Here is a 22,712-nt window from a genome sequence, read left to right as displayed (position 1 = left end):
TCTAGAATTCACCCTGTTATTTTTAAGGGAAATCGGCTTCATGTTCCGGCATCTGCGTGAGGATATTCGTGCGGTTTTCGACCGCGACCCGGCGGCGCGCTCGTTCTGGGAGATCCTCACCTGCTATCCGGGCATTCATGCCCTGATCCTGCACCGCTTCGCGCACTGGCTGTGGGGCCACCGCCTGCGCTGGCTGGCGCGCTTCGTCGCGCACCTTTCCCGCTTCTTCACCGGCATCGAGATCCACCCCGGCGCCACCATCGGCCGCCGCTTCTTCATCGACCACGGCATGGGCGTTGTGATCGGCGAAACCGCCGAAATCGGCGACGACGTCACGCTCTACCACGGCGTCACGCTGGGCGGCACCTCGTGGAACAAGGGCAAGCGCCATCCGACGCTGGAAGACGGCGTGGTGATCGGCGCCGGCGCCAAGGTGCTGGGGCCGATCACCGTCGCCGCCGGGGCCAAGGTCGGCTCCAACGCCGTGGTGACCAAGGCGGTCCCGGCCGGCGCCACGGCCGTCGGCAACCCGGCGCGGGTGCTCGACCGTTCCGAGGAAGGGCGCCAGCGCGAGGCGCAGGCCGAGAAGATGGGCTTTTCCGCCTATGCCGTCGGGCGCGACCAGGACGACCCGCTGGCCAAGGCGATCCACGGCCTGCTCGATCATGCCGCCGAGACCGACCGCCGGCTGGCATCGCTGCTCAAGGAACTGGAGGCGGCCGGCGTCAAGTGCGACGAGGAAGTCCTGGCGGCCGATCGCTTCGATCCGAAATACCTGAGTAAAATCGTTGACTAATTTGATCCGGGTTCTATATAGTTGACCGCAACAGTAGGTTATTTGTCAGGAGTACGGAATGCGCCTCACCACCAAAGGACGATTCGCGGTCACCGCCATGATGGACCTCGCCCTGCGCGGCGACGACGGACCGGTGGCGCTGGCCGGCGTCAGCGAGCGGCAGAAGATTTCCCTGTCCTATCTCGAACAACTGTTCGGCAAGCTGCGCCGCTTCAAGCTGGTCGATAGCGTGCGCGGGCCGGGCGGCGGCTACTGCATCGCGCGGCCGCTGGCCATGGTCACGGTGGCCGACATCATCCGCGCCGTCGACGAGCCGCTCGACGCGACCCAGTGCGGCGGCCGCGAGAACTGCCAGGACGAGCATCGCTGCATGACGCACGACCTGTGGTCGACCCTGAATGCCAAGATGTACGACTACCTTTCTTCGGTTTCGCTCGCCGACCTCGTCGCCCGCCAGCGGGAGAAGGAAGCGCAGAATGGTGCCGCAACGGTTCTCGAAGACCGGCGGGCCGGCCCGCATCCGCGGCCGCGCAACACGCGCGACAAGGTGGCCGCCGTCGTCTGAGCTGCGCCATGTTCCAGCCCGCCTATCTCGATCACAACGCCACGACGCCGCTCGACCCGACGGTGCTGGCGACCATGCTGCCGTGGCTGGAAAGCCGCTACGGCAACGCCTCGAGCCGCCACGAGTACGGGCGCGCAGCGCGCCGGGCGATCGACGAGGCGCGGCAGCAGGTGGCGGCGGCGGTCAATGCGCACCCGACCGAGGTGGTATTCACCAGCGGCGGCAGCGAGGCCAACAATCTCTTTCTCAAGGGCGCCGCGGCTACCCTCAAGCCGGGCCTGCTGGCGGTCAGCGCCGTCGAGCACCCGTGCATCCTCAAGCCGGCGGCCCAGTTGGCGCGCAGCGGCTGGCAGGTGCGGACGGTTGCGGTCGACGCTGCCGGAAGGGCCGATTTCGCGGATTTCGCCGAAGTTGTCGCGGCGCACCCGAAGCTGCTGTCGATCATGCTGGCCAACAACGAAACCGGCGTCGTGCAGGACGTTCCGGCGCTGGCGACGGCTGCCCGGGCGACCGGCGGCTGGTTCCACAGCGACGCCGTGCAGGCGCTGGGCAAGCTGCCGCTCGATTTCCGGGCGCTGAATGCGGCCGGCGTCCATGCCATCACCGTTTCCGCGCACAAGGCCTACGGGCCGAAGGGTGCCGCGGCGCTCGTGGTCGACAAGCGGGTCGAACTGCAGCCGCTGATTGCCGGCGGCGGGCATGAGCGCGGCCTGCGCTCGGGCACCGAAAACGTGCCGGCCATCGTCGGCTTCGGCGTGGCGGCGGAACTTGCCGCCCGGCGCGTTGCCGAACTGCCGCATCGCCTGAGGGCGCTGCAGCAGCGTCTGGAAAGCGGGCTGGCGGGGCAGGGGGTGAGGATTTTCGGGGCCGGCGCCGAGCGCCTGCCCAACACGACCTACTTCGCCCTGCTGGATATCGATGGCGAAACGCTGGTCGGCAAGCTGGATCGCGCAGGCTTCGCGGTGGCCAGCGGTGCGGCGTGTTCGAGCGCCAACCCCGAGCCGTCGCATGTGTTGCGGGCCATGGGCGTGGTGCCGGAAGTGGCGCGCGGTGCGGTGCGGGTCAGCCTCGGCGCCGGCAACACGGAAGCCGACATCGACGAATTCATCAATGCCCTGCGGGTTACGGTCGGACGCCTGCAGGGACTGACGGCGGTGGCCGTCTGAAACAATCCGATAGCATCAACATTTAAGCGAGAAACGAGATGAAACTCCCCATCTACCTGGACTATTCGGCAACCACCCCGGTCGATCCGCGCGTCGCGGAAAAAATGATTCCCTACCTGTGCGAGCTGTTCGGCAATCCGGCCTCGCGTTCGCACAGCTTCGGCTGGGTCGCCGACGCGGCGGTCGAGGAGGCGCGCGAGCAGGTCGCTGAACTGGTCAATGCCGATCCCAAGGAAATCGTCTGGACCTCCGGCGCCACCGAGTCCAACAATCTCGCCATCAAGGGCGCCGCCAACTTCTACGCCGGCACCAAGGGCAAGCACATCATCACGGTCAAGACCGAGCACAAGGCCGTGCTTGATACCGTGCGCGAAATGGAGCGCCAAGGGTTCGAGGCGACCTATCTCGACGTCCAGGACAACGGCCTGCTCGACCTGGAAGTCTTCAAGGCGGCCATCCGTCCCGATACCGTGCTGGCCTCGGTGATGTTCGTCAATAACGAAATCGGCGTCATCCAGCCGATCGCCGAGCTGGGCGAAATCTGCCGCGACAAGGGCATCATCTTCCACGTCGATGCGGCGCAGGCCACCGGCAAGGTCGACATCGACTTGAGCAAGCTCAAGGTCGACCTGATGAGCTTCTCGGCGCACAAGACCTACGGCCCGAAGGGCATCGGCGCGCTCTACGTGCGCCGCAAGCCGCGCGTCCGCCTCGAGGCGCAGATGCACGGTGGCGGCCACGAGCGCGGCTTCCGCTCCGGCACGCTGGCGACGCACCAGATCGTCGGCATGGGCGAGGCCTTCCGCATCGCCAAGGAAGAAATGGCCGAAGAAAACAAGCGTATCAAGGCCTTGCGTGACAAACTTCTGAATGGACTTCAGGATATCGAGGCGACCTATGTCAATGGTGACCTGACCCATCGCGTGGCGCACAATCTCAACATCAGCTTCGCCTACGTCGAGGGTGAATCGATGATCATGGCGATCAAGGATCTGGCGGTGTCGTCCGGCTCGGCCTGCACCTCGGCCAGCCTGGAGCCGTCCTACGTGCTGCGCGCCCTGGGGCGGGACGACGAATTGGCGCACAGTTCGATCCGCTTCAGCATCGGCCGCTTCACGACGGAGGAGGAAATCGATTATGCAATCAAATTGTTGCATGCGAAAGTTGGCAAGTTGCGCGAACTTTCGCCGCTGTGGGAAATGGTGCAGGAAGGCGTCGATCTCAGTACCGTCCAATGGGCTGCGCACTAAGGAAATTCAAGGAGAAACAACATGAGCTATAGCGTAAAAGTCATTGATCATTATGAAAACCCGCGCAACGTCGGTTCCTTCGGCAAGGAAGACGACGGCGTTGGTACCGGCATGGTTGGCGCCCCCGCTTGCGGCGACGTGATGAAGCTGCAGATCAAGGTGAACAAGTCCGGTGTGATCGAGGATGCCAAGTTCAAGACCTATGGTTGCGGCTCGGCCATCGCCTCGTCGTCGCTGGTGACCGAATGGGTCAAGGGCAAGACGGTCGATCAGGCCCTGAGCATCAAAAATACGGAAATCGCCGAGGAACTGGCGCTGCCGCCGGTTAAAATTCACTGTTCGATTCTGGCCGAGGACGCCATCAAGGCGGCCGTGGCCGACTACAAGAAGAAGCACGGAGAATGAGCATGGGCGTTACCTTGAGCGACAAGGCGGCGAAGCACGTCGCCAACTACCTGACCAAGCGTGGCAAGGGCATCGGCCTGCGCCTCGGCGTACGGACCAGCGGCTGTTCCGGCATGGCCTACAAGCTGGAGTTTGTCGACGAGGTGAGCCCCGAGGATCTGGTGTTCGAGAGTAACGGCGTCAAGGTCTTCGTCGACGCCAAGAGCCTGCCCTATCTCGACGGGATGGAACTCGATTTCGCCCGCGAAGGCCTGAACGAAGGTTTCAAGTTCAACAACCCGAACGTGAAAGACCAGTGCGGCTGCGGCGAATCGTTTAACGTCTGATGGATCTCCGGGCCGACCACTTCGCCTTGTTCGGATTGAACCGTGGCTTCCGGCTCGATCTCTCCGACCTCGATTCCCGCTACCGCGACATCCAGGCGCGGGTGCATCCCGACCGCTTCGCCGATGCCGGCGAAGCCGAACGCCGGGTGTCGATGCAATGGGCGACGCATGCCAACGAGGCCTACCAGACGCTGAAGAAGCCGCTGGAACGGGCGAAATATCTGCTGCACCTGGCCGGGCACGACATCCAGGCGGAAAGCAACACTGCCATGCCGGCCGATTTCCTGATGGAGCAGATGGAATGGCGGGAAGCGGTGATGGATGCTCGCAACGGCGGCGACCATCACGAACTCGAACATCTGCACAACCGCCTGCGCGGCGACATCAACGGTCGCTACGCCGAACTCGGCGAACTGCTCGATGACGCTGGCGACCACGCGCAGGCGACCGATCGCGTCCGCCGCCTGATGTTCCTCGAAAAACTCCTGCACGAAATCGACGACGCGCTGGCGTCGCTGGAAGAATAAAAATGGCCTTGTTTCAAATTGCCGAGCCGGGCGAGTCGGCGGCACCCCACGAGCACAAGCTGGCGATCGGCATCGACCTCGGCACCACCAATTCGCTGGTCGCCACCGTGCGCAGCGGCATCGCGGTCTGCCTGAACGACGAGCAGGGGCGGCCGCTGCTGCCGTCGATCGTCCGCTACCGCGCCGACGGCACCGTCGACGTGGGCTACGACGCGCAGACCCGGCAGGCGGTGGACCCGCGCAACACCATCGTTTCGGTCAAGCGCTTCATGGGGCGCGGGCTGAAGGATATTTCGCACGTCGAATCGATGCCCTACGACTTCGTCGAGGCGCCGGGCATGGTCAAGGTCCGGACCGTGGCCGGGGTGAAAAGCCCGGTCGAGGTGTCCGCCGAAATCCTGAAGAGCCTGAAGCTGCGCGGCGAATCGGCGCTCGGCGGCGACCTCGTCGGCGCCGTCATCACCGTGCCCGCCTATTTCGACGACGCGCAGCGCCAGGCCACCAAGGATGCCGCCCGGCTGGCCGGCCTCAACGTCCTGCGCCTGCTCAACGAACCGACCGCTGCCGCCATCGCCTACGGGCTGGACAACGCGGCGGAGGGCGTCTATGCGGTCTACGACCTGGGCGGCGGCACTTTCGACATTTCCATTCTCAAGCTGACCAAGGGTGTCTTCGAAGTGATGTCCACCGGCGGCGATTCGGCGCTCGGCGGCGACGACTTCGACCACCGCATCTTCTGCTGGGTCATCGAGCAAGCCAGGCTGCAGCCGCTGTCGCCGGAGGACGGACGGCTGCTGATGATGCGCTGCCGCGAGGCCAAGGAATTCCTGACCAACAATCCGGAAGCGCCGATCACCGCCCGTCTGTCCACCGGCGAAATGGTCGATCTCAAGCTCGATGTCGCCACTTTTGCCGGCATCACCCAGACGCTCATTTCGAAGACCATCCAGCCGGTCAAGAAGGCCTTGCGCGACGCCGGCCTGCGCGCCGAGGACGTCAAGGGCGTCGTCATGGTCGGCGGCGCGACGCGCATGCCGCAGGTGCAGAAGGCGGTCGGCGATTTCTTCCGCCAGGAACCGCTGACCAACCTCGACCCGGACAAGGTGGTCGCACTCGGCGCCGCCACCCAGGCCAACCTGCTGGTCGGCAACAAGACCGGCAAGGACGACTGGCTGCTGCTCGACGTCATTCCGCTGTCGCTCGGACTGGAAACCATGGGCGGCCTGACCGAGAAGGTCATCCCGCGCAACGCGACGATCCCGACCGCGCGCGCCCAGGAATTCACCACCTTCAAGGACGGCCAGACGGCGATGGCGATCCACGTCGTCCAGGGCGAACGCGAGTTGGTGTCCGACTGCCGTTCGCTGGCGCGCTTCGAGCTGCGCGGCATTCCGCCGATGGTGGCCGGTGCCGCGCGCATCCGCGTCACCTTCCAGGTCGATGCCGACGGCCTGCTGTCGGTGGCGGCGCGCGAGCAGACCACCGGCGTCGAGGCCAGCGTTACCGTCAAGCCGTCCTACGGCCTGTCCGACGACGAAATCGCCGGCATGCTCAAGGATTCGATGGAACACGCCCGGGACGACGCGATGAACCGGGCGCTCAAGGAAGCGCAGGTCGAGGCGCTGCGCATGATCGAGGCGACCGAGGCGGCGCTCAAGGAAGATCCGCACCTGCTCAGCGAAGCCGAAATGGCGAAGATCGTCGCCACCATCGGCAAACTGCGCGAAACGATGGCCGGCGACAACCGCCGCCTGATCAACATCGCCATGGATGACCTCGGCTACGAAACGCAGGCTTTCGCCCATCGCCGCATGGACCAGAGCATCAAGAAAGTGCTGTCGGGCCGCAAGGTCGACGACATCAAGATGGGAGAAGAGGCATGACGCAAATCATCGTGCTGCCGCACGTGGAGAACTGTCCTGACGGCGCCGTGATCGAGGCGGAAGAGGGCAAGTCGATCTGCGAAAACCTGCTGGAAAACGGCATCGAGCTCGAACACGCCTGCGAGATGTCCTGCGCCTGCACGACCTGCCATGTCATCGTGCGCGAGGGCTTCAATTCGCTCGACCCCGCCGAAGACGAGGAAGAGGACCTGCTCGACAAGGCCTGGGGGCTGGAGCCGAACTCCCGTCTCGGCTGCCAGGCCCTGGTGCGGTCGACCCCGCTGGTGGTCGAAATTCCGAAGTACAGCATCAACATGGCGAAGGAGGGCCACCGCAAATGAAATGGACCGACATCAACGACATCGCCATCGAACTGAGCGATGCGCGCCCGGATACCGATCCGCTCAAGGTCAACTTCGTAGACCTGCGCGACTGGGTGATGGCACTGCCGGACTTCGACGACGACCCCAAGCACTGCGGCGAGAAGATCCTGGAAGCCATCCAGCAGGCCTGGATCGACGAGGTTTCGTGACGAGCGGCGTATGAAAACCCGCGATTTTCCCGGGCGCGGCAGCCAGCTCAACGTTCTCGGCGGCCCGTTGCTGACCTGCTCCGACCGCCCGCTGACCGGCTTTTTCCGCGACGGCTGCTGCAATACAGCGGATGAGGATTTCGGCAGCCATACCGTCTGCGTGGTGCTGACCGCCGAGTTCCTGGAGTTTTCAAAGGCGCGCGGCAACGATCTGTCGACGCCGCGCCCTGAATTCGACTTCCCCGGCCTGCAGCCCGGCCAGCGCTGGTGCCTGTGCGCGGCGCGCTGGCTGGAAGCCTACAAGGCTGGCAAGGCGCCGCAGGTGTCGCTCAACGCCACCAACCAGTTGGCGCTGGAAATCGTGCCGCTGGAAGCGCTCAAGCAGTTCGCCGTCGACCTGCACTGAAGCCGCTACCGCCTGCTGCGGTCGACCGCTGAAAAACGGCGATTTTCAGTCGAACAGGTTGAGCAGCGAATCCAGTCCGCCGAAATTGATCGCGACATCTGCCTTGGCGCGGGTCGCCGGCTTGGCGCGGAAGGCGACCGAAAGCCCGGCCTGGGCCATCATCAGCAGGTCGTTGGCGCCGTCGCCGCAGGCAATGACCTGATTTTTGTGCAAACCCAGCTCGTCGGTCAGGCGGGCCAGGTGATGGGCCTTGGCGGCGGCATCGACGATGTCGCCGACGACGCGGCCGGTCAGCTTGCCGCCGGAGATTTCCAGTTCGTTCGAGGTGGCGAAGTCGAAGCCGAGCTCGATGCGCAGGCGCTCGGTGAAATAGGTGAAGCCGCCGGACAGGATGGCGGTGCGCAGGCCGGCATTTTGCGCCGCTTCCAGCAACTCGCGGGCGCCCGGCGAAAGCAGCAGGCGCTCGCCATAGACGCGCGCCAGCACCCGGGCATCGAGCCCGCCGAGCAGGCCCAGCCGGCGGCGCAGGCTTTCGCGGTAGTCGATCTCGCCGCGCATCGCGGCTTCGGTCACGGCCGAGACTTCGGTCTTCTTGCCGGCGAAATCAGCCAGCTCGTCGATACATTCGATGGTGATCAGCGTCGAATCCATGTCGAAGGCGATCAGGCCGAAATCCGAAAGTTTCCTGCCGGCTTCGACGAAGGCCCAGTCGAGCCTTTCGGCGTCGATCAGCGGGATCAGCGCGTCGAATTCCGGCGTGCGAACGGCATCGGCGACGCGTACGACCTGCGGCGGGCAGGGCGTTGCGGTCGACGCGCCGGTGGCGGCCAGAATGCGTTCGAGCAGGAAGGTGGGCAGCGCGCCGCCCTGGATGACCAGATTCATTGCCGGGGAATCAGCCCAGCCGTTCCGGCAGCACGTCGCGCAGCAGCACGGCGGCGTCGCGAATCATCTTTTCGGTGGTTTCCCAGTCGACGCAGCCGTCGGTGACCGAGCAGCCGTACTTTAGCTGGCTGAGGTCGGCCGGAATGGGCTGATTGCCGGCTTCGATGTTGGATTCGATCATGACGCCGAGCAGCGACTTGTTGCCGTTGCGGATTTGGTTGACCACGTCGGCCATGACCAGGGGTTGCAGTTCCGGTTTCTTTGAACTGTTGGCGTGCGAGCAGTCGACGACCAGGTTGGCCGGCAGCTTGGCTTTGACCATGGCCTGTTCGGCGACGGCGACTGAAACTGTGTCGTAGTTCGGCTTGCCGTCGCCGCCGCGCAGCACGACGTGGCCGTAAGCGTTGCCGGCGGTGCGCACGATGGCGACGCGGCCGTCGTTGTTGAGACCGAGGAACGAGTGCGGACGCGAGGCCGACAGGACGGCATTGGTGGCAACCGTCAGGTCGCCGCTGGTGGCGTTCTTGAAGCCGACCGGGGTGGACAGACCGGAGGACATTTCGCGATGCGTCTGCGATTCGGTGGTGCGAGCGCCGATGGCGGTCCAGGTGATCAGGTCGCCGTAGTACTGCGGGCCGTATGGGTCGAGCGCCTCGGTACCGGCAGGCAGGCCGAGTTCGTTGACCTGGAGCAGGAACTCACGGGCTTTCTCCATGCCGATATTGACCTGGAAGGAATCGTCCATGAACGGATCGTTGATATAACCCTTCCAGCCGACGGTGGTCCGGGGTTTCTCGAAATAGACGCGCATGATGATCTGTAGCGTGTCGCCAACTTCGTCGGCCAGCTTTTTCAGGCGACGGGCATAGTCGAGGCCGGCCACCGGGTCGTGGATCGAGCAGGGGCCGACGACGACGAACAGGCGGTGGTCCTTGCGGTCGAGGACCTTGCGCAGCAGGTTGCGCTCATGGCTTACCGTCCTGGCGGCCTTTTCGGAGAGCGGCAGGCGGCCATGCACCTCGGCCGGGGTCGGCATGGCGTCGAACGCGGTTACGTTGATGTTTTCGAGTTTCTGGGTCATTTGGTCAGCTCGCGAATCATGTCCTTCACTGCGGCGACCTTGTCGTTCAGGGTCGGGCAATGGCGTAAAAGTGAAATTTTATCCTGTCCGGCCAGCTTATAGCTGCGGTTCTTCTGAATCAAATTGATGATCCTGATCGGCTCGATAGGCGGATTCTTCGCGAACTCGGGGCCGAACTGCAGGGAGATCTGGTCGTTGGTGGCATCCAGCTTCTGCACCAACAGCGGCTTGACCAGCAGGCGCAGGCGATGCGTGGCGAGCAGCGATTGCGCCTGCAGGGGCGGTTCGCCGAAACGGTCGATCAGTTCTTCCTGCAAGGCGTCGATGTCTTCGGCGCTTTCGCAGTTGGCGAGGCGCTTGTAGAGGGTCAGGCGTTCGTGGACGTCCGGGCAATAGCCGTCGGGCAGCAGGGCCGGCGTGCGCAGGTTGATTTCGGTGCCGATGCCGAGCGGCTGCGTGAGGTCGCCGGCTTCGAGGTGCTTGCCCTGCTTGAGCGCGGCCACCGCCCGGTTGAGCATGTCTGTGAACAGGTTGAAGCCGACTTCCTGCATCTCGCCCGACTGGTTGTCGCCCAGCACTTCGCCGGCGCCGCGGATTTCCAGGTCGTGCATGGCGAGGAAGAAGCCGGAGCCGAGCTCTTCCATCATCTGGATCGCTTCCAGGCGCTGTTTCGCCTGCTTGGTCATCGCCTTCTCGTCCTGCACCAGCAGGTAGGCGTAGGCCTGGTGGTGCGAACGGCCGACACGGCCGCGCAGCTGATGCAACTGGGCGAGGCCGAATTTCTCGGAACGGTTGATCAGGATGGTGTTGGCGTGCGGGTTGTCGATGCCGGTTTCGATGATGGTCGTGCACAGCAGCAGGTTGGCGCGCTGGCCGGTGAAGTCGCGCATGACGCGCTCCAGCTCGCGCTCGTTCATCTGGCCGTGGCCGATGACGATACGCGCTTCCGGCACCAGTTTTTCGAGCTTTTCACGCATGTTGTCGATCGTGTCGACCTCGTTGTGCAGGAAATACACCTGGCCGCCGCGCTTGAGTTCGCGCAGCACGGCTTCGCGGATGATGCCGTCGGAGAAACGGGAAACGAAGGTCTTGATCGCCAGGCGTTTCTGCGGCGCGGTGGCGATCACCGAGAAGTCGCGCAGGCCTTCCATGCTCATCGCCAGCGTGCGCGGGATCGGCGTCGCGGTCAGGGTCAGCACGTCGACCTCGGCGCGCATCGATTTGAGCGTCTCCTTCTGCCGGACGCCGAAGCGGTGTTCCTCGTCGATGACGACGAGGCCGAGACGGTTGAACTTCACATCCTTGCCGATCAGCTTGTGCGTGCCGATGATGATGTCGATCTTGCCTTCGGCCAGTTCCTGCAGGGCCTGCGCCGACTCCTTGGCGGTCTTGAAGCGGGAAATTTCGGCGATCTTGACCGGCCAGTCGGCGAAGCGGTCGGCGAAGGTCTGGTAATGCTGTTCGCAGAGCAGGGTGGTCGGGCACAGCACGGCCACCTGCTTGCCGCCAGCCACCGCACAGAAGGCGGCGCGCAGCGCGACTTCGGTCTTGCCGAAGCCGACGTCGCCGCACACCAGCCGATCCATCGGCTTGCCCGAGCGCATGTCTTCGATAACGGCGGCGATGGCCTGCGCCTGGTCGTTGGTTTCCTCGAAGCCGAAACCGTCGGCGAAGGCCTCGTAGTCGCTTTCCTTGAAGGCGAAGGCGTGGCCCTGGCGGGCGGCGCGCGCGGCGTACAGCGCGAGCAGTTCGGCGGCGGTGTCGCGCGCCTGCTCGGCCGCCTTGCGCTTGGCCTTTTCCCATTGCCCGGAGCCGAGCGTGTGCAGCGGTGCGGCATCCGGATCGGCGCCGGAGTAGCGCGAGATGACGTGCAGTTGCGCCACCGGCACGAATAGCTTGGCGTCGTTGGCGTAATGCAGTTCGAGGAATTCCTGCTCGCCGAGGCCGAGATCCATGCGCACCAGGCCGCGATAGCGCCCGATGCCGTGGCTTTCATGCACCACCGGGTCGCCGACCTTGAGTTCGGTGAGATCCTTCAGCCAGTTGTCGAAGGTGGCCTTTTTGGCCGCCTCGCGCCGGGTGCGGCGCGGCGTGCCGGCGAACAGTTCGGTTTCGGTGATGAAAGCCAGATCGTCCAGCGCGAAACCGCCGTGCAGCGGGCCGATGCCGAGCGCCAGCCTGGCATCGCTCGCCAGAAAGCCGGCCAGATCGACGCTGGCGACGGGTTTCAGGCCGTGTTCGGCGAACATTGCGGCCAGCGTTTCGCGGCGGCCGGCGGTTTCGGCCACCAGCAGGACGCGGCCCGGGAAGCCGGCGAGGTGGTTTTTCAGCGCGCCGAGCGGGTCGTCGCTCCTGCGGTCGACGGCGATATTGGGCAGTTTTCCGGTCGCTTCACCATTTTTGCCCGCCATGGCCAGTCGACCGTAACCCTTGGCGGCCGTGAAAAACGCTTCGTCGGTCAGGAACAGCTCTTCCGGTGCCAGTAGCGGCCGCGCCTTGTCGCCCTGCAGCAAGTTGTAGCGCGAGCGGGTGTCGGCCCAGAAGGCGGCGATGGCAGCCGGCGCGTCGCCGTGGGTGACGAAGACCGCGTCGTTCGGCAGGTAGTCGAAAATGCTCGCCGTTTCGTCGAAGAACAGCGGCAGGTAATACTCGATGCCGACGCTGGCGATGCCGGTCGAAATGTCCTTGTAGATGCCCGATTTCGCCGGATCGCCCTCGAATCGTTCGCGGAAGGCCTGGCGAAAATGCGTCCGCCCCTTGTCGTCCATCGGAAACTCGCGCGCCGGCAGCAGGCGCACCTCCGGCACCGGGTAAACGGTGCGCTGGGTATCGACGTCGAAGGTCTTGATGCTCTCGATCTCGTCGTCGAACAAGTCGAGCCGGTAGGGCAATTGCGACCCCATCGGGAAGAGGTCGATCAGCCCGCCGCGGACCGAGTATTCGCCGGGCGACACCACCTGCGTGACGTGGGCGTAGCCGGCCAGCGTCACCTGGCTGCGGAACTTCTCGGCGTCGAGCTTCTGGCCCTTTTTGAACTCGAAGGTGTAGGCCGCCATGAATTCCGGCGGCGCCAGCCGATTGACTGCGGTCGACGCCGGCACGAGGAGGATTTCCACCTCGCCCTGCAGCGCGGCCCACAGCGTGGCCAGGCGCTCGGAAACCAGATCCTGATGCGGCGAAAAGTGATCGTAGGGTAGCGTTTCCCAGTCCGGCAGCAGACGCACCTTGAGGCCGGGCGCAAACCACGGGATTTCATCCAGCAGCCGCTGCGCGTCGGAGGCGCTGGCGGTGACGACGGCCAGCGTGCGCCCCTTGTTCCGGCCGGCCAGTTCGGCCAGCGCCAGCGCATCGGCGGACCCGGCCAGAGATGGCAGGTCGATGCGGGCACCGGGCTTGGGCAGGGCAGGGAGGGAAAGCAGGGTGCGGGGCAGTGACACGGCGGGGAGGAAGCGAGGTGGGGCGACGATTATAGCCGCTTCGCGCCGGTTGCCCGAGGCACGCCCTTGCAGGCCGGAGACCGCGATGAAATACTTGAACGGGTATCCGGCTCATGAATTCTGGCATTGCGCATGAACGACCTGCTTTCCTATCGCTTACTCGCTGATGCCGTGCTCGCGCTGCACGTCGCCATCGTCGTGTTCGTGGTCGGCGGCCTCGTTCTCGTCATCGTCGGCAACCTGTTTGGCTGGCGCTGGGTCAACGCCCCGTGGTTCAGGCGTGTCCATCTCGCCACCATCGCCGTCGTCGTCGCCGAGGCCTGGCTGGGCGCGACCTGTCCGCTGACAACGCTCGAAATGTGGCTGCGCGCCCAGGCGCGGGCAACGACCTACGAAGGCAGTTTCATTGAATACTGGCTGCAATGTCTGCTCTATTACGACGCCCCGGCCTGGGCGTTCGTCGTGGCCTACACGTTGTTCGGGCTGCTGGTGGCGGCCGCGTGGTGGCGCTTCCCGCCGCGCCGGCGCCGTCATCGGGATTAAAGGGGTTTGGCTCGGATCAAGTGTTGCCCTGTCGCGGTCGACACCCAAAATATGGCAAAAACCGCTTCCTGTTTTGGCAACAGTCAAGCCGCCTGAGCCAGACCAAAATGCACTTCGACGTCAAAAGGACGAGTTCTGATCGTTTTCGGAAGCGCGGCGAAGGCGGCTCAGACCGCCTTTGTTCGCTCTTGGGTCGCCAACGCCGGAAAAGTCCATCCCCGGCCGGTTCATCATGGCTAAAATCTGCCAATCCGATGGCGGATCGGCTCCAAAGTCAAACAAGGAGAATCCCTTGAAAATCCACTGTTTGTTCCCCGCGCTGCCTGTCTTTTGTTTAGTTGTCGGGCTGGTCGCCAGTCCGACTGTCACAGCGGCGGATGTGCCGTTGGTCGTGCCGGCGGAAAGCACGATTCCCGCCGGCCCGGAGGGGGATGCCATTCGTTTGGGCAGGCAGTTGATGAACGACACGCGCAAGCAGTTGCCACGCAACGTGGGCAATGGGCTGAACTGTTCGAGTTGCCATATCGCCGGGGGAACGCAGGCGAATGCCGGCCCGTATGTCGGGCTGACGGCGCTTTTCCCGATGTACAACGCGCGCGATGGCCGGGTGATTTCCTTGCAGACGCGGATCAACGATTGTTTCGAGCGCTCGATGAACGGCCATCCGCTGGCCTGGGATGCGAAGGAAATGAATGCGATGCTGATGTACATCCGCTGGCTGTCCACCGGTGTGCCGGTCGGCAGTCAGGTGGCCGGGCGCGGCATGGGGCAGGTGGATCCTTCGCTGAAACCGGATCGGGCGCGCGGGGCGACGATCTACGTAGCGAAATGCGCCAGTTGTCACGGCCTGCAAGGGGCGGGCACACCGGATGGCAGCGGTGGCTATGTATTCCCGCCCGTTTGGGGCAAGCAGTCGTACAACACGGGCGCCGGCATGGCACGAACCGAAACGGCGGCGGCTTTCATCAAAAGCAAGATGCCGATGGGCCAGCCGGATTCCTTGAGCGATCAGGATGCCATCGACGTGGCCGATTATGTGGCGCATCAGCCACGGCCGGTGTTTGCCGGGGGCAAGCCGGACGCGCAAGCCAAGCGCCGCTGATTGCCGGGAGCGTAGGGATGCTCACGGCAACTGGAGGGCAGGCCCTGTGTATTCCGCAATCAGGACAATGTCGCTGGCTGCAACGGCGGAAAATGCGCTACTGGATAGCGCAAAAACGAGCACGGCGAAGTCAAACCATCGTTTCATAACGCCTCCGTTTTGCGATAGCCGGATCATTTTGGGTAGCATCGGGTTGCACCCTGTCGCGGTCGACCACAGAAAAAGGGCAAAAACCAAAACCGCGCCTTATGCGCCCAGATGCACCGGAATCCGCCGCGGCCCGAGGGCATGGCCGTCGCGCCCGAGCACCTTGCCGAAGCGGCCGGCGATGGCGGTCTGGCAGTGCGGGCAGCGGCCCTCGGGGTCGAGGTCGTAGCGGCGGATGTCGTACCAGTCGCGAACGATCAGCGCGGCCTTGCAGTTCGGGCAGAAGGTGGTGCCGCCTTCGCTGTCGTGGACGTTGCCGGTGAAGACGTGGTGGAGGCCGGCGTCGAGAGCGATGCGGCGGGCTTGGGTGAGGGTGGCGGGTGGCGTCGGCGGCAGGTCGTCCATCTTCCAGTCGGGGTGGAAGGCGGTGAAGTGGAGCGGCACGTCGGGGCCGAGTTCCTTGTAGACCCAGGTGGCCAGTTCGTTGATCTCAGGCGCGCCGTCGTTCTGGCCGGGGATCAGCAGGGTGGTGATCTCCAGCCAGCAGTCGGTTTCGTGATGGATGTAGGCGAGCGTGTCGAGCACCGGCTGCAGGTGGCCGACGCAGAGCTTGTGGTAGAACTCCTCGGTGAAGGCCTTGAGGTCGACGTTGGCGGCGTCCATGACGGCGAACAGTTCGCGCGCCGGTTCGCGGTAGATGTAGCCGGCGGTGACGGCGACGTTGCGGATGCCCTGTTCGCGGCAGGCGAGCGCGGTGTCGATGGCGTATTCGGCGAAGATGACCGGGTCGTTGTAGGTGTAGGCGACGGCGTCGGCGCCGTAGCGTTTGGCGGCGGCGGCGATGGCTTGCGGGCTGGCCTCGTCCATCAGGCGGTCCATGTCCTTCGACTTGGAAATATCCCAGTTCTGGCAGAAACGGCAGGCGAGGTTGCAGCCGGCGGTGCCGAAGGAGAGGATGCTGCTGCCGGGGTAGAAATGGTTGAGCGGCTTCTTCTCGATGGGGTCGATGCAGAAGCCCGATGAGCGGCCGTAGGTGGTGAGCTGCATGGCGCCATTGACCATCTGGCGCACGAAGCAGGCGCCGCGCTGGCCTTCGTGCAGCTTGCAGTCGCGCGGGCAGAGGTCGCATTGCACGCGGCCGTCGGGCAGGGCGTGCCACCAGCGACCGGGGTGGAGGGTTTCGCTCGCGGTCATGGCGCCGCCTCCTTCCATTTCCTGACGGTGTAGCGTTCGAGGCGGACATCAGGCCCCCAGTAGCCGGCCTGCAGCCCCGCCTTCTGCTTTAGACGGGCCATGAATCCGGCGGGTTCAGGCAATTGTTCCCAGACTTGCGGCAGAAAGGTGGCGCGCCGGTTGCCGGCCAGGAAAATCACGCCGTCGATGTTCGGGCGCAGCCGGGCGAGGGCGTCGGCCTCGTCGCGAAATACCAGCGGTTCCGGCGGTGTCAGCAGCGAGACCTCGACGCGGGTGAGCGGCCATTCGTCGGCGCTCAGCGGTTCGAAGCGCGGGTCGCGGAAGGCGGCGCTGCGGGCGTTTTCCTGGACGTCCTGCATCAGCGGGCGCCAGGCTTCGAGGCTGCCGATGCAGCCGCGCAGGTCGCCGTGTTGGGTAAGGGTGACGAAGGTGGCGCCCATTTTTGCCAGTTCCGGCAGGTCGACCGCAACCGGCGCGGCGGGCAGGCCGAAGCGGGCGGCGATGGCGTTGCGGGCCAGCGTCAGCAGGGTGGTGCCGAGGTCAGGCATCGCTCGCCTCCGTGAAGCTGAAAGCGGCGTAACCGACAACGCGTTGTTTGTCGCCGGCGGTGTCGCCCGAATTGCAGCGGTGGATCAGGTGCGGCACCAGGCCGCGCTGGCGGGCGGCGAGCAGCAGGCCGTTGACCGGGTAGGCGCCGCAGGCCTGTTCGGGGCGGATGTGGGTGTCGAGTTGCAGGATGTGGGCGCAGGTGTCGCGGTCGACCTGGTTGGCGGCGGCGTAGGTGAGGAAGTGCGATAGATCGGAACTGATGACGATCAGCGTTTCCGGCCCGCCCCACAGTAGGTCGAGCACTTCGGCGACGGCCTGCGGGGCGGCGTGGCCGACGGCGAGCGGGACCAGCGTGAAGTCGTCGAGCGCGCGCTGCAGGAAGGGCAGGTGGACTTCCAGCGAATGTTCGTCGGCGTGCACCCGGTCGCTGAAGACGATCTGCGGCAGCCTGGCCAGCGCGGCGATCGCCGGCCGGTCGAGCGGGACGCTGCCGAGCGGCGTCGCGAAGGCATCGGTTTCGGGCAGCGCGAGGCCGTCGACCGCGACGCGATGCGTCGGGCCGAGCAGGACGACGCGGCGGATGCTGTTCCGCCACGGCGCCAGCGCCGCGTAGGCCATGGCGGCGGTGGAACCGGAATAAATATAGCCGGCATGGGGCACGATCAGCGCCTTCGGCTGCGCCATGTCGGCGGCGGGCGCCGCGGCCAGCAGGCGGTCGACGGTGGCGGACAGGACGCCCGGGCTGCCCGGGTAAAAGGCGCCGGCGACGGCTGGGGGACGGGTCGGGATCATGATCGACTCCTTAGACGAGCAACAGTCCGAGTGCCATGCCGCCGCCGATGGCGAGCAGGCCGGGCAGGGTATGGCGCGCCAGTCGGCCGCCGCCGATGCTGACGACCAACCCGATCTTGAACATCAGGTTGGACATCAGCGCCAGCGTCACGGCGATGACGGCCTCGCCGCGCGGGACTGTTTCGAGGTTGTAGAGGCGCAGCGTGGACAGCACGCTGGCGTCGGCGTCGGTCAGGCCGGAGGCCAGCGCGACGATGTAGAGCCCCTTGTTGCCGGCGATGTCCTGCAGCCAGGCCGAAGCGAGCAGGACGATGGCGTAGAGCAGGCCGAACGAGACGGCGATGCGCAGTTCGGTCGGGTTCTTGACTTCCGGCATCGGCAGTTCGCCGGCGGCGCTGAGGATCTTCCAGCCGTAGAGCGCCATTGCCACGCCGGGCACGATGCCGCAGGCGAAGACGGTTGCGATCGGGGCGACCAGCGTCGGCGCGACGACGCCGGCGACCAGCCCGAGGCGGATCATCACCATGACGTTGGCGATCAGGATGACGATGCCGGCCATGCGCACCAGGTCGGGATGGTCGCTGGCGTGGCGCGAGAACATCATGGTCGTTGCGGTCGACGACGCCAGACCGCCGAAAATGCCGAGCACCGCCGCGCCATGGCGGGCGCCGATGATGCGCAGCGCCATGTAGCCGGCCAGCGCGAGGCCGGAGATCAGCACCACCATCCACCAGATCTGGCGTGGATTGATCGCGTTGAAGGGACCGAAATCCTGGCTCGGCAGGATCGGCAGGATGACCAGCGAGAGCACCGCGAACTGCAGGGTCGAGTTGATGTCGCGCGGCGTCATGCGGTCGCTGATGTTGCGCAACTCGGCCTTGAAATAGAGCAGCACGGTGGTCGTGATGGCCAGCATGACGGCCAGCGTCGCGTAGCCGAACCAGACCGCGGCGCCCAGGCCGTAGGTGACGATGATCGCCGCCTCGGACGTGAAACCGCGGTACTGCTCTTCCTGGCGCGACGAGAAGTTGGAGGCGACCATGGCCAGCGAGATGACCAGCAGGCCGGTGACCAGCGCCCACGGGCCGCCAGTCTTCTCGCCGAGCAGCGCGAACAGGCAGCCGAGCATGGCGACCAGCGCGAAGGTCCGCAGCCCGGCCGCCGAATCCGGCCGCCGCTCGCGCTCCATGCCGACCAGCAGGCCGATGCCCAGGGCGGTGCCAAAGGCCTGAACCGGCTCGGCCAGCTCGGGAACCAGGAAGCTCATGCGTTCTCTCTCTCCAGGCTTTATTCAGTAAAATTAAGCCATGCCACGCCATTACGCAATCGTTCCCGCCGCCGGCAGCGGCTCGCGCTTCGGCGCCGAGAAGCCGAAACAGTACCTGAGCCTGCTCGGCCGGCCGCTGATCTTCCATACCCTGGCGGCGCTGGTCGCCTGCCCGGACATCGACCGCGTGTGGGTGGTCCTGGCGCCGGACGACGCCGAGTGGGGAACCTACGACTGGTCGGAACTCGGCCCCAAGCTGGAAACCGTCCGCTGCGGCGGCCCGACGCGCGCCGACAGCGTGAGCAACGGCCTGCAGGCAGCGGCGATGGTCGCCGCCGACGACGACTGGATCCTGGTGCATGACGCCGCGCGGCCCTGCCTCAGCGGCGACATGCTCGCCGCGCTGTTCGCCGACCTGGCGGACGATCCGGTCGGCGGCATCCTCGCCGTGCCGGTCGCCGACACGCTCAAGCGCGCCGACGCCGAACAGCGCGTCGCCGCCACCGAGCCGCGCGACGGACTGTGGCAGGCGCAGACGCCGCAGATGTTCCGCTACCGCCTGCTGTGCGAGGCGCTGGAAAAATGCCGCGCGGTGACCGACGAAGCCGGCGCCGTCGAGGCGCTCGGCCGCCAGCCGCGCCTGGTGCGCTGCGACGCGACCAATCTCAAGGTAACCTATCCGGCCGACCTGGTCCTGGCGGCGATGATACTCAGGGGGCGCAAATGAATTTCCGGGTCGGGCAGGGCTACGACGTGCATCGGCTGGTCGCCGGCCGCAAGCTGATTCTCGGCGGCGTGGAAATCCCGCATGAAACGGGGCTGCTCGGCCATTCCGATGCCGACGCCCTGCTGCACGCCATCACCGACGCGCTGCTCGGCGCCGTCGCGCTCGGCGACATCGGCCGCCATTTTCCGGACACCGACCCGCGCTACCAGGGCGCCGACAGCCGCGTCCTGCTGCGCGCCGCCGTCGCCCTGCTGGCCGAATGCGGCTGGCGCCCGGTCAATGTCGACGCGACGCTGATCGCCCAGCAGCCCAAGCTGGCGCCGCACGCGGCGGCGATGGTGGCGAACGTCGCGGTCGACCTCGGGATTGCCCCTGATTGCGTGAACATCAAGGGCAAGACCAACGAGAAGCTCGGCTACCTCGGCCGCCAGGAGGCGATCGAGGCGCAGGCTGTGGTCCTGGTCGAGCGTGCCGACTGACAGGCCGACTGCTGCGCGGCCGGCGACGGCGCGCGTCTTCTTCGCCCTGTGGCCGCCGCCGGCGGTCGCCGACCAACTGGCGGCGCTCGCCGCAGACCACGCGAACCGCGCCGGCGGACGGGCGACGCGGCGCGAAACGATCCACCTGACGCTCGCCTTCCTCGGCGACGTTGCGCTCGAACGCCTGCCGGCGCTGAACCAGGCCGCGGCCAGCGTGCGCGCCGAGGCCTTCGACCTGACGCTCGACCGGCTCGGCATCTGGCACCACAACCGCATCTTCTGGGTGGGTTGCGCGGCGCCCGCCGGGCTGTCGGCACTGGTTTTGGCACTGCGGGAAGCGTTGACCGCAGCCGGCTTCAAGCTGGCCGACGGCGACCGCAAGTTCAGCCCGCACGTCACGCTGGCACGCAAGGTCGCGCTGCCCGACGCACCCCTGCCGGCGTTCGCGCCGCTCGCCTGGCGCTGCGCGAACTTCGTTCTGGTGCGTTCGAGCGTGTCCGGGCAGAGTTCGAGCTACCGGACGATCGGCGAATTCCGTCTCGGCAACGAGTTCAGCTAATTCCGGATGCCGATCACCAGGCGCGCCAGCAGGCCGCCGCCGGGATTGGGCAGCAGGTCGAGGCGACCGTCGTGCAGGCGGGCGATGCGCTCGACGATGGCCAGCCCGAGGCCGGTGCCGCTGGCGTTGCTGCGGGCGCTGTCGAGCCGGGTGAACGGGCGCTTCAGGCGATCGGTTTCGCCGACCGGGATGCCGGGGCCGCGGTCGCGAACCTCGATCCAGATTTCGTTCGCTTGACGGAGGGCGGCGAGGGACGGCTCGCCGCCGCCGTATTTCCAGGCGTTGTCGATCAGGTTGCCGATGGCGCGGGTCAGGGCGCGCGGGCGCAGCGGCAGCACCGGCAGGCGGTCGGCGGCGAACTTCAGCGGGCGGCCGAGCTGGCGCTGTCGTTCGTCGATGCCGGCCAGCAGTTCGCCGAGGTCGGTGTCGACCGGGTCCTCGCCGAAATTGGTGCGGGCGTAGTCCATGAACTGCGCGATGACCCCCTCCATCTGCTCGATGTCGGCGACGACGGCCTGACGCGCCGCATCGTCGGCGACGCTCATTTCGGCTTCCAGGCGCAGGCGGGTGAGCGGGGTGCGCAGGTCGTGCGAAATGCCGGCGAGCACCTCCGAACGCTCCCTTTCGTTGCGCTCGAGATCGCTGGCCATGGTGTTGAAAGCGCCGGCCAGCAGCCGCATTTCCTCGGCGCCGGTCTCCGGGAGCGGTTCCGGCCGGTGGCCGCGGCCGACGGCCTTGGCCGAGCGCGCCATGGCCTTGAGCGGGCGGCTGATGCGCGAGGCGATCAGCCAGGCGACGGCAAGCGCAAGAACCAGCGCCAGCAGGCCCCACAGCAGCCACTGGCCGGCGATGCTGCGCATCGCCCGCTCGCGCGGCAGGATCAGCCAGTATTCGTCGTCCTCGCGGTCGTCGAGGCGGAAGCTGACCCAGAAGCCGGCGACACCGTCCACCTCGGCGGCGATCCGCGTATGCGGCCCGAGGCGGGCGGCCAGCTCGCGCTGGATCAGTTGGTTGAAGCGCGAATCGGGCATCGGCTCGATGCGGTCTTCGGTCTCGGCCGGCAACAGGCGGATGCCTTCGCGGGTCGACAGTTCGTTGAACAGTTCGAGGCGCTTTTCGGGTGCTGCGGCGAAAAGGGCGGCGCGGATCAGGTTGACCGCGGAAGCCGCCAGCTGCGCCGTTTCACGTGCGCGCGGCTCGGCCTCGATGTAGCGGAAAACGCTCAGCCAGGCGGTGGTGGTCAGGACGACGAGGGCTGCCAGCAACAGGAAGGTGCGGGCCAGCAGCGTGCGGGGAATCATTGCCGCTCGGCACCATCCGGCACGAAGACGTAACCGAAACCCCAGACGGTCTGGATGTAGCGCGGCTGGGCTGGGTCGCTCTCGATCAGCTTGCGCAGGCGCGAGACCTGGACGTCGATGGCGCGGTCGAACGGCCCCTGTTCGCGGCCGCGGGCCAGCGCCATCAGCTTGTCGCGCGACAGCGGCTGGCGCGGGTGCTGGAGCAGCACCTTGAGGACGGCGAATTCGCCGGTGGTCAGCGGCAGTTGTTCGTCGCCGCGCTTCAGGCTGCGCGCCGCGAGATCGACCTCGACGCTGCCGAAGCGGATCGTTTCCTCCTCGGCTTCCGGCGCGCCGGGCGGCGGCGCGCTCTGGCGACGCAGCACGGCATGGATGCGGGCGAGCAGTTCGCGCGGGTTGAAGGGCTTGGGCAGGTAGTCGTCGGCGCCCATTTCGAGGCCGACGATGCGGTCGACCTCCTCGCCCTTGGCCGTCAGCATGATGATCGGCGTCGTGTCGCCGGTGCCGCGCAGGCGGCGGCAGATCGACAGGCCGTCCTCGCCGGGCAGCATCAGGTCGAGGACGATCAGGTCGAAATGGTCGCGTGCGCGCGTGCGATCCATTTGCGGCGCATCGCCGACGGCCTTGACCTCGAAACCCTGTTCGCTCAGGTAGCGGACCAGCAGGTCGCGCAGGCGGCTGTCGTCGTCGACGACCAGCAGGCGGTGTTGTCTGTCGTTCATGGGGCGAAGGATAATCCGGCGGTTGCGGGGGGACAGGGGGGCAATGGTAACAAGCTTTTTCGCCGCCGGCG

26 protein-coding genes are annotated in these 22,712 nt (G+C 66.0%); 16 read left to right on the top strand and 10 right to left on the bottom strand.

Going from position 1 to position 22,712, the window contains the following annotated elements; genetic code table 11:
* Positions 1–40: 40 nt before the first annotated feature.
* The 11 genes from cysE to GH660_RS10135 are packed head-to-tail and all read left to right on the top strand — an operon-like array spanning position 41 to position 7,856.
* Complete coding sequence (gene cysE, locus GH660_RS10185; RefSeq protein ID WP_153146548.1) at positions 41–796, top strand: serine O-acetyltransferase; 756 nt, start codon at positions 41–43, stop codon at positions 794–796.
* Between the two features lie 58 nt (positions 797–854).
* The gene (gene iscR / locus GH660_RS10180) at positions 855–1,361 is read left to right on the top strand and encodes a Fe-S cluster assembly transcriptional regulator IscR (RefSeq protein WP_153146547.1); all 507 of its coding nucleotides are present in this window, start codon (positions 855–857) and stop codon (positions 1,359–1,361) included.
* An 8-nt stretch (positions 1,362–1,369) separates the two neighbouring features.
* Positions 1,370–2,527, top strand: a complete 1,158-nt coding sequence (locus GH660_RS10175; RefSeq protein ID WP_153146546.1) for a cysteine desulfurase family protein — start codon at positions 1,370–1,372, stop codon at positions 2,525–2,527.
* 38 nt (positions 2,528–2,565) lie between these two features.
* Positions 2,566–3,777 carry an IscS subfamily cysteine desulfurase gene (locus GH660_RS10170; RefSeq protein ID WP_153146545.1) on the top strand — a complete coding sequence of 404 codons (1,212 nt, stop codon included), beginning with the start codon at positions 2,566–2,568 and terminating at the stop codon, positions 3,775–3,777.
* A gap of 21 nt (positions 3,778–3,798) precedes the next feature.
* Entirely contained in the window at positions 3,799–4,182 is a 384-nt protein-coding gene (iscU, locus tag GH660_RS10165; RefSeq protein WP_153146544.1) for a Fe-S cluster assembly scaffold IscU, read from the top strand.
* A gap of 2 nt (positions 4,183–4,184) precedes the next feature.
* Complete coding sequence (gene iscA / locus GH660_RS10160; protein WP_153146543.1) at positions 4,185–4,508, top strand: iron-sulfur cluster assembly protein IscA; 324 nt, start codon at positions 4,185–4,187, stop codon at positions 4,506–4,508.
* Complete coding sequence (gene hscB / locus GH660_RS10155) at positions 4,508–5,035, top strand: Fe-S protein assembly co-chaperone HscB (RefSeq protein WP_153146542.1); 528 nt, start codon at positions 4,508–4,510, stop codon at positions 5,033–5,035. Before iscA ends, hscB begins: the two co-directional genes overlap by 1 nt.
* A 2-nt stretch (positions 5,036–5,037) precedes the next feature.
* Entirely contained in the window at positions 5,038–6,918 is a 1,881-nt protein-coding gene (gene hscA / locus GH660_RS10150) for a Fe-S protein assembly chaperone HscA (RefSeq protein ID WP_153146541.1), read from the top strand.
* Positions 6,915–7,259: an ISC system 2Fe-2S type ferredoxin gene (fdx, locus tag GH660_RS10145; RefSeq protein WP_153146540.1), complete on the top strand. Its 345-nt coding sequence runs from the start codon at positions 6,915–6,917 to the stop codon at positions 7,257–7,259. The genes hscA and fdx overlap by 4 nt, the downstream gene beginning before the upstream one ends.
* On the top strand, positions 7,256–7,450 hold the full coding sequence (gene iscX, locus GH660_RS10140) for a Fe-S cluster assembly protein IscX (protein WP_153146539.1): 195 nt from the start codon (positions 7,256–7,258) through the stop codon (positions 7,448–7,450). The genes fdx and iscX overlap by 4 nt, the downstream gene beginning before the upstream one ends.
* 10 nt (positions 7,451–7,460) lie before the next feature.
* Complete coding sequence (locus tag GH660_RS10135) at positions 7,461–7,856, top strand: DUF2237 family protein (RefSeq protein WP_153146538.1); 396 nt, start codon at positions 7,461–7,463, stop codon at positions 7,854–7,856.
* Between the two features lie 45 nt (positions 7,857–7,901).
* Here the strand turns inward: GH660_RS10135 and serB are convergent, their stop codons facing one another.
* Genes serB through mfd form a run of 3 tightly spaced genes read right to left on the bottom strand, consistent with a single transcriptional unit; the run spans position 7,902 to position 13,259 of the window.
* Positions 7,902–8,741, bottom strand: a complete 840-nt coding sequence (gene serB / locus GH660_RS10130; RefSeq protein ID WP_153146537.1) for a phosphoserine phosphatase SerB — start codon at positions 8,739–8,741, stop codon at positions 7,902–7,904.
* 10 nt (positions 8,742–8,751) lie between these two features.
* Entirely contained in the window at positions 8,752–9,822 is a 1,071-nt protein-coding gene (locus GH660_RS10125; RefSeq protein ID WP_153146536.1) for a 3-deoxy-7-phosphoheptulonate synthase, read from the bottom strand.
* Positions 9,819–13,259 (bottom strand): transcription-repair coupling factor, encoded by a 3,441-nt coding sequence (gene mfd / locus GH660_RS10120; protein ID WP_153146535.1) that lies wholly within the window; start codon positions 13,257–13,259, stop codon positions 9,819–9,821. Before mfd ends, GH660_RS10125 begins: the two co-directional genes overlap by 4 nt.
* Positions 13,260–13,391: 132 nt before the next feature.
* On the opposite strand from mfd, the gene GH660_RS10115 reads away from it, so the two are divergent.
* A complete protein-coding gene (locus tag GH660_RS10115; protein ID WP_153146534.1) occupies positions 13,392–13,802 on the top strand; it encodes a DUF2784 domain-containing protein in 411 nt (136 codons plus the stop codon).
* A gap of 120 nt (positions 13,803–13,922) precedes the next feature.
* Here GH660_RS10115 and GH660_RS18015 read toward each other — a convergent pair whose 3' ends face one another.
* Positions 13,923–14,270 carry a hypothetical protein gene (locus GH660_RS18015; RefSeq protein ID WP_228276447.1) on the bottom strand — a complete coding sequence of 116 codons (348 nt, stop codon included), beginning with the start codon at positions 14,268–14,270 and terminating at the stop codon, positions 13,923–13,925.
* Between GH660_RS18015 and GH660_RS10110 the strand changes: the two genes are divergently transcribed.
* Positions 14,260–14,904, top strand: a complete 645-nt coding sequence (locus GH660_RS10110; protein ID WP_228276446.1) for a c-type cytochrome — start codon at positions 14,260–14,262, stop codon at positions 14,902–14,904. The genes GH660_RS18015 and GH660_RS10110 overlap by 11 nt on opposite strands.
* 246 nt (positions 14,905–15,150) lie before the next feature.
* Here the strand turns inward: GH660_RS10110 and amrS are convergent, their stop codons facing one another.
* From amrS to GH660_RS10090, 4 genes are read right to left on the bottom strand one after another with little or no spacing between them, the layout of a single operon-like run.
* Positions 15,151–16,245, bottom strand: a complete 1,095-nt coding sequence (gene amrS / locus GH660_RS10105; protein ID WP_194266285.1) for an AmmeMemoRadiSam system radical SAM enzyme — start codon at positions 16,243–16,245, stop codon at positions 15,151–15,153.
* Positions 16,242–16,793 carry an AmmeMemoRadiSam system protein A gene (amrA, locus tag GH660_RS10100; RefSeq protein ID WP_153146531.1) on the bottom strand — a complete coding sequence of 184 codons (552 nt, stop codon included), beginning with the start codon at positions 16,791–16,793 and terminating at the stop codon, positions 16,242–16,244. The genes amrS and amrA overlap by 4 nt, the downstream gene beginning before the upstream one ends.
* Entirely contained in the window at positions 16,786–17,586 is an 801-nt protein-coding gene (gene amrB / locus GH660_RS10095) for an AmmeMemoRadiSam system protein B (protein WP_153146530.1), read from the bottom strand. Before amrB ends, amrA begins: the two co-directional genes overlap by 8 nt.
* 10 nt (positions 17,587–17,596) lie before the next feature.
* Positions 17,597–18,853, bottom strand: coding sequence for an MgtC/SapB family protein (locus GH660_RS10090; protein WP_153146529.1), 1,257 nt, complete (start codon positions 18,851–18,853; stop codon positions 17,597–17,599).
* A gap of 40 nt (positions 18,854–18,893) precedes the next feature.
* Between GH660_RS10090 and ispD the strand changes: the two genes are divergently transcribed.
* Genes ispD through thpR form a run of 3 tightly spaced genes read left to right on the top strand, consistent with a single transcriptional unit; the run spans position 18,894 to position 20,618 of the window.
* Positions 18,894–19,580 carry a 2-C-methyl-D-erythritol 4-phosphate cytidylyltransferase gene (gene ispD / locus GH660_RS10085; protein ID WP_153146528.1) on the top strand — a complete coding sequence of 229 codons (687 nt, stop codon included), beginning with the start codon at positions 18,894–18,896 and terminating at the stop codon, positions 19,578–19,580.
* The gene (gene ispF / locus GH660_RS10080) at positions 19,577–20,059 is read left to right on the top strand and encodes a 2-C-methyl-D-erythritol 2,4-cyclodiphosphate synthase (protein WP_153146527.1); all 483 of its coding nucleotides are present in this window, start codon (positions 19,577–19,579) and stop codon (positions 20,057–20,059) included. Before ispD ends, ispF begins: the two co-directional genes overlap by 4 nt.
* On the top strand, positions 20,049–20,618 hold the full coding sequence (gene thpR, locus GH660_RS10075) for an RNA 2',3'-cyclic phosphodiesterase (RefSeq protein ID WP_153146526.1): 570 nt from the start codon (positions 20,049–20,051) through the stop codon (positions 20,616–20,618). Before ispF ends, thpR begins: the two co-directional genes overlap by 11 nt.
* Here the strand turns inward: thpR and GH660_RS10070 are convergent.
* Both GH660_RS10070 and ompR read right to left on the bottom strand, forming a co-directional pair.
* Positions 20,615–21,919 (bottom strand): ATP-binding protein, encoded by a 1,305-nt coding sequence (locus tag GH660_RS10070; protein ID WP_228276445.1) that lies wholly within the window; start codon positions 21,917–21,919, stop codon positions 20,615–20,617. The genes thpR and GH660_RS10070 overlap by 4 nt on opposite strands.
* Positions 21,916–22,641, bottom strand: a complete 726-nt coding sequence (ompR, locus tag GH660_RS10065; protein WP_153146525.1) for a two-component system response regulator OmpR — start codon at positions 22,639–22,641, stop codon at positions 21,916–21,918. Before ompR ends, GH660_RS10070 begins: the two co-directional genes overlap by 4 nt.
* Positions 22,642–22,712 lie beyond the last annotated feature (71 nt).

Origin of the sequence: Dechloromonas sp. H13 (genome assembly GCF_009469615.1) — a bacterium.
Taxonomy (GTDB): domain Bacteria; phylum Pseudomonadota; class Gammaproteobacteria; order Burkholderiales; family Rhodocyclaceae; genus Azonexus.
Note: the sequence above shows the minus strand (reverse complement) of the source record. Positions and strands in the feature narration are given on the sequence as shown.

What these genes read in the sequence shown, in the direction of transcription:
- ispF (WP_153146527.1), top strand. Translation starts at nt 19,577, where the DNA reads ATGAATTTCCGGGTCGGGCAGGGCTACGACGTGCATCGGCTGGTCGCC.
- iscX (WP_153146539.1), top strand. Translation starts at nt 7,256, where the DNA reads ATGAAATGGACCGACATCAACGACATCGCCATCGAACTGAGCGATGCG.
- iscU (WP_153146544.1), top strand. Translation starts at nt 3,799, where the DNA reads ATGAGCTATAGCGTAAAAGTCATTGATCATTATGAAAACCCGCGCAAC.
- ispD (WP_153146528.1), top strand. Translation starts at nt 18,894, where the DNA reads ATGCCACGCCATTACGCAATCGTTCCCGCCGCCGGCAGCGGCTCGCGC.
- iscA (WP_153146543.1), top strand. Translation starts at nt 4,185, where the DNA reads ATGGGCGTTACCTTGAGCGACAAGGCGGCGAAGCACGTCGCCAACTAC.
- iscR (WP_153146547.1), top strand. Translation starts at nt 855, where the DNA reads ATGCGCCTCACCACCAAAGGACGATTCGCGGTCACCGCCATGATGGAC.
- GH660_RS10110 (WP_228276446.1), top strand. Translation starts at nt 14,260, where the DNA reads ATGAACGACACGCGCAAGCAGTTGCCACGCAACGTGGGCAATGGGCTG.
- cysE (WP_153146548.1), top strand. Translation starts at nt 41, where the DNA reads ATGTTCCGGCATCTGCGTGAGGATATTCGTGCGGTTTTCGACCGCGAC.
- ompR (WP_153146525.1), bottom strand. Translation starts at nt 22,641, where the DNA reads ATGAACGACAGACAACACCGCCTGCTGGTCGTCGACGACGACAGCCGC.
- GH660_RS10090 (WP_153146529.1), bottom strand. Translation starts at nt 18,853, where the DNA reads ATGAGCTTCCTGGTTCCCGAGCTGGCCGAGCCGGTTCAGGCCTTTGGC.
- fdx (WP_153146540.1), top strand. Translation starts at nt 6,915, where the DNA reads ATGACGCAAATCATCGTGCTGCCGCACGTGGAGAACTGTCCTGACGGC.
- serB (WP_153146537.1), bottom strand. Translation starts at nt 8,741, where the DNA reads ATGAATCTGGTCATCCAGGGCGGCGCGCTGCCCACCTTCCTGCTCGAA.
- amrS (WP_194266285.1), bottom strand. Translation starts at nt 16,245, where the DNA reads ATGACCGCGAGCGAAACCCTCCACCCCGGTCGCTGGTGGCACGCCCTG.
- GH660_RS10170 (WP_153146545.1), top strand. Translation starts at nt 2,566, where the DNA reads ATGAAACTCCCCATCTACCTGGACTATTCGGCAACCACCCCGGTCGAT.
- GH660_RS10135 (WP_153146538.1), top strand. Translation starts at nt 7,461, where the DNA reads ATGAAAACCCGCGATTTTCCCGGGCGCGGCAGCCAGCTCAACGTTCTC.
- amrB (WP_153146530.1), bottom strand. Translation starts at nt 17,586, where the DNA reads ATGATCCCGACCCGTCCCCCAGCCGTCGCCGGCGCCTTTTACCCGGGC.
- hscB (WP_153146542.1), top strand. Translation starts at nt 4,508, where the DNA reads ATGGATCTCCGGGCCGACCACTTCGCCTTGTTCGGATTGAACCGTGGC.
- hscA (WP_153146541.1), top strand. Translation starts at nt 5,038, where the DNA reads ATGGCCTTGTTTCAAATTGCCGAGCCGGGCGAGTCGGCGGCACCCCAC.
- GH660_RS10070 (WP_228276445.1), bottom strand. Translation starts at nt 21,919, where the DNA reads ATGATTCCCCGCACGCTGCTGGCCCGCACCTTCCTGTTGCTGGCAGCC.
- GH660_RS10115 (WP_153146534.1), top strand. Translation starts at nt 13,392, where the DNA reads ATGAACGACCTGCTTTCCTATCGCTTACTCGCTGATGCCGTGCTCGCG.
- GH660_RS10125 (WP_153146536.1), bottom strand. Translation starts at nt 9,822, where the DNA reads ATGACCCAGAAACTCGAAAACATCAACGTAACCGCGTTCGACGCCATG.
- amrA (WP_153146531.1), bottom strand. Translation starts at nt 16,793, where the DNA reads ATGCCTGACCTCGGCACCACCCTGCTGACGCTGGCCCGCAACGCCATC.
- GH660_RS10175 (WP_153146546.1), top strand. Translation starts at nt 1,370, where the DNA reads ATGTTCCAGCCCGCCTATCTCGATCACAACGCCACGACGCCGCTCGAC.